This window comes from Candidatus Nanosynsacchari sp. TM7_ANC_38.39_G1_1 (assembly GCF_004138385.1).
Genome location: NZ_PQNZ01000040.1, coordinates 1 through 7,520 on the forward strand (window position 1 = coordinate 1; position 7,520 = coordinate 7,520).

Annotated in this window: 7 protein-coding genes and 1 pseudogene; 3 read left to right on the forward strand and 5 right to left on the reverse strand. The window is 50.6% G+C overall.

Features of this window, described 5'->3' with window-relative positions:
* Nucleotides 1-134: 134 nt before the first annotated feature.
* Together G1ANC_RS03045 and G1ANC_RS03050 are read right to left on the reverse strand one after the other, a co-directional pair.
* A complete protein-coding gene (locus G1ANC_RS03045) occupies nt 135-446 on the reverse strand; it encodes a winged helix-turn-helix domain-containing protein (RefSeq protein WP_129693548.1) in 312 nt (103 codons plus the stop codon).
* An 81-nt stretch (nt 447-527) separates the two neighbouring features.
* Nucleotides 528-1,184 (reverse strand): phosphoribosyltransferase, encoded by a 657-nt coding sequence (locus G1ANC_RS03050; protein WP_129693549.1) that lies wholly within the window; start codon nt 1,182-1,184, stop codon nt 528-530.
* Between the two features lie 49 nt (nt 1,185-1,233).
* Here G1ANC_RS03050 and priA point away from each other — a divergent pair, with 49 nt between their 5' ends.
* The 3 genes from priA to fmt are packed head-to-tail and all read left to right on the forward strand — an operon-like array spanning nt 1,234 to nt 4,645.
* Nucleotides 1,234-3,174, forward strand: a complete 1,941-nt coding sequence (priA, locus tag G1ANC_RS03055; RefSeq protein WP_129693550.1) for a primosomal protein N' — start codon at nt 1,234-1,236, stop codon at nt 3,172-3,174.
* A 9-nt stretch (nt 3,175-3,183) separates the two neighbouring features.
* A complete protein-coding gene (def, locus tag G1ANC_RS03060) occupies nt 3,184-3,759 on the forward strand; it encodes a peptide deformylase (protein ID WP_129693551.1) in 576 nt (191 codons plus the stop codon).
* Nucleotides 3,728-4,645, forward strand: coding sequence for a methionyl-tRNA formyltransferase (gene fmt, locus G1ANC_RS03065; RefSeq protein WP_129693552.1), 918 nt, complete (start codon nt 3,728-3,730; stop codon nt 4,643-4,645). The genes def and fmt overlap by 32 nt, the downstream gene beginning before the upstream one ends.
* Nucleotides 4,646-4,708: 63 nt before the next feature.
* Here the strand turns inward: fmt and G1ANC_RS03070 are convergent, their stop codons facing one another.
* From G1ANC_RS03070 to G1ANC_RS04055, 3 genes and pseudogenes are all read right to left on the reverse strand, one after another.
* Nucleotides 4,709-5,140 carry a DUF5663 domain-containing protein gene (locus G1ANC_RS03070; RefSeq protein ID WP_129693553.1) on the reverse strand — a complete coding sequence of 144 codons (432 nt, stop codon included), beginning with the start codon at nt 5,138-5,140 and terminating at the stop codon, nt 4,709-4,711.
* A gap of 46 nt (nt 5,141-5,186) precedes the next feature.
* Nucleotides 5,187-5,612, reverse strand: coding sequence for a hypothetical protein (locus G1ANC_RS03075; protein WP_129693554.1), 426 nt, complete (start codon nt 5,610-5,612; stop codon nt 5,187-5,189).
* 38 nt (nt 5,613-5,650) lie between these two features.
* Nucleotides 5,651-7,520: pseudogene (locus G1ANC_RS04055) on the reverse strand (hypothetical protein); the annotation flags it as partial.

The following is a 7,520-nucleotide window of genomic DNA, read 5'->3' on the forward strand; positions in this document are numbered from 1 at the left end:
CCGTGCCACTGCCTTTTTCATGTCTGGCAGCAAAAACGGATCATGTTTCACCGCCATATAATCTGGCTGCAAAAAAGCCTGGCGCGCTGCCCGCGTCATCAGACCGCGCGCCGTCAAAATCTGTTCAAATAAGGTCATCTACTAATCTCGGAAGTTGTACGTTTCGGCCGATTGCTATTAGCGTGCTGCTGCGACTTAATGACAATACTTTGCAATTCTTTGAAAATCGGGAATTGTTTATTAGTCGAGTAAATCCGTGTATTACCCTGCTTTTCGGCATGCAAAAAACCGACCTTTTCCAGCCGGCGCAATTCGCGCTGGATATTACCGGGGTCTTCCTTGATCAGCTTGGCCAAACCGCGGACATGCGTCCGAAAATCTGGATATTTGGCATAGACGACAACTATCTTACGACGCACCCGCGAGGTAATGAACACATCAAGCATCTAGCCAAGCCCCTTTCTTCCAGTTTAGTTTGTTCTGTTGCTTTTTATTCTACATTCTTTTCATAACCAATTCAAGACCATTTATCGCCAATTCAATATGATTTGGCTAATCTTATCAATTGATTGCTGTAGTGTTGGCACATTGTTATCTTCATAATAATGATCAACTCCCAAGAAATTCTCTTTAACGTCCAGCAAATGTAGCTCATCAGCAGTAATGTGCAGCCGATCAACCACTGCCACCGACGCCACTGGCGATGCTACGACCAACCTCAGAATCCTAATCGGCTTCAAGAAGTCTAAAGCCACTCCAACGCTAGCAGTATTAGCAAAGCCATCCGATACCAGCACCACCACGCGATCTTTCAGCATATCTTTATCGACTGTACCGCCATCGCCGATCAAGCGATTGAGACTACTATATGTTTCGCGTCTCTTCTCGGCCAAATAGCCATGAAATTCGCTCGTATACTCATCAATCTCGCCTGCCGAAAATTCATCATTATATGTGAAATCGCCAGTTTGCGACACCGCTCCAAAATTCATTCCTTCGCCTGGTATCTCGATATCCTGCGATACCAATAACATCAACACGCAGTGCAGTTGCGCCGCAATTTGCTCGCCCACCACTACGCCGCCGTTGCTTAGCGCTACCACAGCGCAGTTTTCGTAGCGATATTTGGCTACCAATTGATCAGCCAAAATCTTTCCTGCTTGCGATCTACTCTCGAAATACATATGCTTATAGTAGCGTGTTAAATTGCCGTAGACAAGGTATAATTAGGCGATGCATTATTATGAAGTAGCGCCCACCAAAATCGTTAAAGCCGACGCTTGCGTATTCACTTACAGCAGCCAGCAACCTCTGGCTATCGGCGCTGTTGTCATTATATCAATCGGTCAGCAATTGCTCACCGGTATAGTTGTAAAAAAAACAGCTAAACCTGATTTTGCTACTAAAGAAATTACAACAATCCTCGATCTACCCCCGTTACCGCGTCCGTTGTTGCAAACTGCACAATGGATGAGTAATTACTACATCGCTCATCTGGCATTAGTTTTACAAACCATCTTGCCAAGCGGCCTCACCAAGAAACGCCGCACTCTAAGCTCAAACAGCACTGCAGCAACACGAAGAGATAGAACACATTTTGTACTCAACAAAGACCAGTCGGCCGCCATTGGCAGCCTGCTAAACGCCAAAAGCGGCACCGTTATTCTGCACGGCGTCACTGGCAGCGGCAAAACCGCCGTCTACATAGAATACGCCAAGAGGCTGATTGCTACCGGCAAATCTGTCATCGTAATTGTTCCAGAAATTGCTTTGACCGCCCAGCTAATCGCCGAATTTCAACACTCTTTTCCCAACCTCATCACCACCCATTCGCAACAAACCGAAGCCCAGCGCCACCACGCTTGGCTGCAAGCACTCAATGCTACCCAGCCAAATGTCGTTATCGGTCCGCGCTCAGCCTTGTTTATGCCATTTAACAACATCGGCGCGATCATTATCGACGAAGCTCACGAACCAGCGCTCAAACAAGACCAAACGCCGCGCTACTCTGCCTTGCGGACGGCCGCTATTCTAGCCCGGTATCACCATGCTACTGTAATACAAGGTTCAGCCACGCCGCTGGTCAGCGAATATTACCTCGCTGCCAAAACTGGCCGGCCCATCATCAATTTACCAGCCCGCGCCAACCCAAACATCATCACTCCCTCTATAAACGTTGTGGATATGACATCGAAAAACGGCTTTTTGCGCCACCGTTTTCTATCCGACTTATTAATAAATACTATCAACCAAAATCTCGAAAACAACAAACAAACGTTAATTTACCACAATCGCCGCGGCACCGCCAGCACCACTCTTTGTCAGAATTGCGGCTGGAGCGCTTTATGCCCGCGCTGCTTTATTCCAATGACTTTGCACGCCGACCAGCACGCGCTAATTTGCCACATTTGCGGATACCGCGAACGCGTGCCCACCGCCTGTCCTGATTGCGGCAGCACTGATATTGTCCACAAAGGCATCGGCACCAAACTGATTGAGAGCGAACTGCAAAAGCTCTTCCCGCAGGCCGCCATCGCCCGCTTCGACGGCGATATTACCAGCAAAAATAGCCTCAATCAGCGCTATCAAGAGCTCTACGACGGACATATCGATATCATCATCGGTACCCAAGTTGTCGCCAAAGGCCTCGACCTGCCCCGCCTGGCCACAGTCGGTATTATTCAAGCTGACGCCGGCCTAGCACTGCCTGATTTCACTACGCGCGAACGCACTTTCCAGCTGCTCGCCCAAGTCATCGGCCGAGTCGGCCGCAACAACCAGCCAACATCAGTCGTCGTCCAGACCTACCAGCCGCAAAACCCTACCATCGTTCAAGGCATCCGCCAAGATTACGCCAGCTTCTACGCCAGCGAATTAGCTGAACGCCGCCGCGGCATTTTTCCGCCGTTTGTTTATTTGCTTAAACTAACTTGCATTTACAAAACCGAAGCCACCGCCATTCGCAACGCCCAAAAATTCGCCGCTCAATTACGCAGCGAATATCCTGATATTACTATTTTCGGGCCGACACCAGCTTTCTACGAGCGAGTCCGCGACACCTACCGCTGGCAAATCGTCGTCAAGTCAACTAACCGCGCCAAACTGCTCGCCATCGCCAGCCAATTACCCCGAACACACTGGCAATACGACATCGATCCGGCAAATCTGTTATAATATAAAGTTGTGAAGAAAGAAGCTATCATTACCCTGCCAAATCCGCACCTGCGCCAGAAATCGCAGCGAGTTCATGTCGTCTCCGACGAAACCCGCCAGCTCATCAAGGATATGACTGACGCAAGTATCGACTGGGAGAATTCCCGTCCGCACGAAATTAGCGCTGCCCTGGCTGCCGTGCAAATCGACCGCCTCGAGCGTGTCGTTATCGTTCGCGCCGATTTCGAAGACAAAGACAACCAAGAATTTATCCCGCTAATCAATCCGGAAATCGTCAAGTACGAAGGCGAAATCACCTACGATTACGAGGGCTGCCTCAGCGTCAAGGATTTTTACGGCAAAGTCCCCCGCTACAGCAAAATCCGCGTTAAAGCCATCAATATCGACGGCGACGAAATCCGCATCAAGGCCAATGGCTTTCTAGCGCGCGTCTTGCAGCACGAAATAGACCACTGCAACGGCATCGTTTTCGTCGACCACATTCGCGACGATCACCAGGCTTTTTACCGCTTAAACGACGAGGGCGAGCTCGATCCGCTCGACTACGAAAGATATGTCAAAGACAACGCCGACCTCTGGGATTAGCCGCCAGCCGATAGTATTCTTCGGCACCGAAGACTTTAGCTTATATAGCCTGCGCGCACTCGTTGAAGCTGGTTTTAATATCGTAGCCGTTATCACCAAGCCGGACTCCCGCCGCGGCCGCAGCAACAAGCTTATCCAGCCTGCCGTCAAACAATTCGCTAGCCAGCACCACATTCCAGTCTGGCAGCCAAACCGGCTAAAAGATATCATGAGTGATATAAAAAATATTACGCCGCGGCCAACTGGCGTCTTGGTTAGCTACGGCAAAATTATCTCGCAAACAATCATCGACCTATTCCAGCCTGGTATCATCAACGTTCATCCGTCGCTGCTACCAAAATACCGCGGCCCGTCGCCCATCGAATCAGCTATTGCTAACAGAGATAAAACCACTGGTGTAACCATCATGCAGTTAGAGCAAGCGATGGATGCCGGCCCGATATACTACCAAGAAGCTTACCCGCTAACCCTTACCGAGACCCAGCCTGAGCTCTATCAGGCTCTCGGCCAGCTTGGCGCGCAATTATTAACGCAGAAGTTACCTGACATCATAAACGGTATACTACAGCCAACACCGCAAGACAATAGCCGCGCTACCTATTGCTCGCTGCTCAGCAAAGACGACAGCCGCCTCGATCCGCAACAGCTAACCGCAAACCAAGCGGAAGCCAAAATTCGCGCCCACCTGACTTATCCGCGTTCGCGCCTAAAAGTCGACCAATATGACCTAATTATCACCAAAGCCCGCGCCGTCTCTACTCCAGAAACACCGCTTGACATCAAATGCGCCGACGGCACCTACCTAGCAATTGACGAGCTAATCGCCCCTAGCGGCAAAACTATCAGTGCCGACGCTTTCTTGCGCGGCTACCCGCTACAAAGATAGTCGCAACCATCAACCGTGACAATCACAATCGCAGACACCTAAATCCGCAACCGCGGCCGTAGCCTATGCTCCCGCGTCGCCTAGAAGAATCATATCGCGGTTGGCGATAACTTCTCCCTTGAGAGTCTTGACTGTCTGCATCACCACCTCGCGGTAATTCGGACGATGCTGGCCCAACCACTTCAGCGATGCGTACTCTGCTAGTATCGCATTTTGCGGCACGTTGGCTGGCGCATTAGCTTTCAATTGTACATAAATCTGATCATTTTCGAAATCCGGCGCGTTAGCGTCCAGCCAGGACGTCACCCGCACCATATCGCGATCCATAAAACTCTCAAACTCCGCCAGCTGCATATCGCTCAAACCCTCGCTAAGCTGCAAACCAACACGCAGCTCTAGCTGCTCGCGAAAGTGGTCGAGAAACAGTTTTTTCTGGTCGTCTGGTAAGCTGCCCAGACCCACCTCTTCGAGAAACTTATCGTCTAATTGAAACATTTCACCCCCTCTTGCCTATGCATTTAGTATACCGATTATAGTGCTGCTACGCAATACCGAGCTGCTCATTGACAGCGCGGCGCATATCGGCCAATTCTTCGACGTATTCATTCATGACTTCTTGCATGATTTTGCCGTAATCTGGCACAGCATAACGCATCCACAGCGCAGACGCGTAGAAACTCATCGCATCTTCGTCAGTTTCGAACAATTCACGGATAGCCTGGTAATCCTGGCGGCTAGCATAATCGCCGTGAAACTCAGCCAGCCAGCGCCGCGTCCGATCTGGATTACTGTTGACATCTTCGAACTCCAATGCCTCCTCTTTAGACAACCGTGCCAACAGCTGCTCGGACGCGCGCCGATTCAATTCGTCAGTCATCTCGCGCCGATACTGTTCTTTCTTCTCTTCCGATAACTTCTCTACATCGTAGCCAGCGGCTGCTAGCAAATTATCATCGACGTTGAACATTCATTCACCCTTCCTTTTTATTTTACTGTTATCTCATTTTATGCTGCTAAACCGTAATTGTACTTATTCAAAATCTCCAAGACTGACTGCGTATCGCTCTTACCGTCTATCGATAGCCATTGGGTTTCGCCGTAGCCATGCCACTGGATATTGTGGCCATCCCGCGCGGCAGCATCGGCTAATTCGTACAATTTAGATACGGCATTATTCTCGCCAAACTGATCAACCGCCCAATCCCACGGATATTCCCAGTTGCTAAACGAACCTGAACTATCAATGCCGGCGGAACCAGCGCCAGCTTGCGCTTGCTCAAGCCTTTCCTGAAGATCGTTTACTTGTTGTGTTAGTGCGTTAATTTTATCGTCTTGACTCTGTTCTGCAGCGGCAGCGGCGGCCGTATCTCCGCGGAAGAATTCATGAACATTTCTTCTAGCCCTATCCACAACCTGGCCTACCGGCGTATGGTCGTGGAGCTGCTGGCCAACCCAGCGGCCACCAAGTCCGCCGACAGCACCGCCAGCAAGCCTACCTAGAGCCAAAGCCACCCCGTTATCCTTTATCCGCTGCTCGACTTCTCTCGAGATTTTATCTCGGTCTTTTTCGGTCGCTTTACGGGTTCGCTTAAACAATTCGTCAGCAACATGCTGTTGACCCTGCAATCCGCCAATTCTGCCAGCCGCTTCTTTAATCTGGCTAAATTCATCATCGCCAGCAACTTCCCTTATCCCGCGTTTTTTACGGCGTTGTTGCATAGCGTCTAGACGAACACCACGCCTAATAGCAGCATCGCCAGCAAGCGAGGCAACCGCGCCAGCAGCCATTGATATCGGCCAAACAGCGCCAAAGAGTCCCGAAATTACACCAACTGCCGTACCTTTAACAGCACCATGCGCAAAGCCCACCGCACCAGCCTTTAGACCGCTCTTCTTCTTAGAACCTCTAGCGGCTATGAAACTGCCCAATTTCGCTAGAACACGATTATACCATTTACCAGCTTCTTCCTCTAGAGCCTCATTTTTCTTTCTCTGCACCATACCGAATATTCTGCGTTGTTCATCAAACATATCGTCAGACATCTGCTGATTGATTTCGTCGTCGGTACCACTATATTCGCCTCTCTGGCGCTTAGCGTTGACTTTCTCAGCTAAATGCTCCATGACTTGCTCTCGCAAATCATCCTCTACGTCGCGCATATAGCTGAGGCGCTCTGCCCGCCGCCTATTCTCTCGACTAGTCCAAATACGGCTAATGATACCTCTATTACCGCCCTTAGATTCCTCGGCAGCCAAAAGACGAGCGTACCTATCGAGATCCTCAAAGAACGGAAGTTTTTCTGGGTTAGGTTGGCCAGCATTATGATCTGGGGTTCGAGGGGCTGGACGGCCAGGCTCTGGGCCGGTTGGGCCGCCTGGGCTGCTCGGAGGAATAGGCGGAGTACCTGGACGACCTGGGCTGCCTGGAGTACCGCCGCCTGGCTGCGGTGACGATGGTCGAGTTTGATGTGCTCTCCGACGCGGCACTGGAGCGACTGGCGATGGATTACCACCTGGGTTAACTGGAGTCGGAGTTCCTCCGGTTTCAGCGTCGTCGTCAGACAAACCAAGCATCTCATTGAGCTCCTTCGCTAGCTCTGCTGCTCTAGCCTCCTCGGCTTCAGAAGTAGATGGACGGTTGAGTATTTCTACTAATTCTCGAAGTAGCTCATCTCTTCTATTTAAAGCTTCAATATCATTGTCGTCATTCTGCCCCTTTACGATTTCAGGTCCATCAGCATCATTAGATGAGGTTTTAATTTCGACGAATGGAGCTGGCTGGCCGTTCGGGCCGTGGCCTGGCAATGGCTCTACAGTAGAAGCTGGCTGGCCGTTCGGGCCGTGGCCTGGCAATGGCTCTACAGTAGAAGCTGGC

Coding starts and splice junctions, on each gene's coding strand:
- G1ANC_RS03045 (WP_129693548.1), bottom strand. CDS start 446: ATGCTTGATGTGTTCATTACCTCGCGGGTGCGTCGTAAGATAGTTGTC.
- G1ANC_RS03050 (WP_129693549.1), bottom strand. CDS start 1,184: ATGTATTTCGAGAGTAGATCGCAAGCAGGAAAGATTTTGGCTGATCAA.
- priA (WP_129693550.1), top strand. CDS start 1,234: ATGCATTATTATGAAGTAGCGCCCACCAAAATCGTTAAAGCCGACGCT.
- fmt (WP_129693552.1), top strand. CDS start 3,728: ATGTCAAAGACAACGCCGACCTCTGGGATTAGCCGCCAGCCGATAGTA.
- G1ANC_RS03070 (WP_129693553.1), bottom strand. CDS start 5,140: ATGTTTCAATTAGACGATAAGTTTCTCGAAGAGGTGGGTCTGGGCAGC.
- G1ANC_RS03075 (WP_129693554.1), bottom strand. CDS start 5,612: ATGTTCAACGTCGATGATAATTTGCTAGCAGCCGCTGGCTACGATGTA.